Source organism: Psychrobacter sp. TB20-MNA-CIBAN-0197, assembly GCF_040309765.1.
Lineage (GTDB): Bacteria > Pseudomonadota > Gammaproteobacteria > Pseudomonadales > Moraxellaceae > Psychrobacter > Psychrobacter submarinus.
The window spans coordinates 1-257 of record NZ_JBEOPC010000925.1 but is presented as its reverse complement, the minus strand read 5'-3'; the positions used below and the strand labels follow the sequence as shown (position 1 = coordinate 257).

Annotated in this window: 1 protein-coding gene; it reads right to left on the bottom strand. The window is 61.5% G+C overall.

Going from position 1 to position 257, the window contains the following annotated elements:
* Positions 1-257: cobalamin biosynthesis protein (locus AAEY83_RS16575; protein WP_351060825.1), on the bottom strand; the 257-nt coding region annotated here is incomplete at both ends.

Here is a 257-nt window from a genome sequence, read left to right as displayed (position 1 = left end):
CCAGCGCGGCGCTTTCCGCCACGCCGTAGCAGCCGGTGCGCTCAAAGGCGATCTGCGATTGATGACTGAGGCGCTGTTGATAGGGCGCCAGTTCGGCACTGTTGAAATACTGCAGCGGCAGGTTCAATTGTGTGGCCAGTTCCAGCAACCCCGGTTCGTCGCGCTTGAGGTCGATACTCGCCAAAGCCTTGACCGCTCGCAGCTCGATGCGGTGCGCCTGCAACGCTTGATCGAGTAACGCACGCAACGTACTGGCC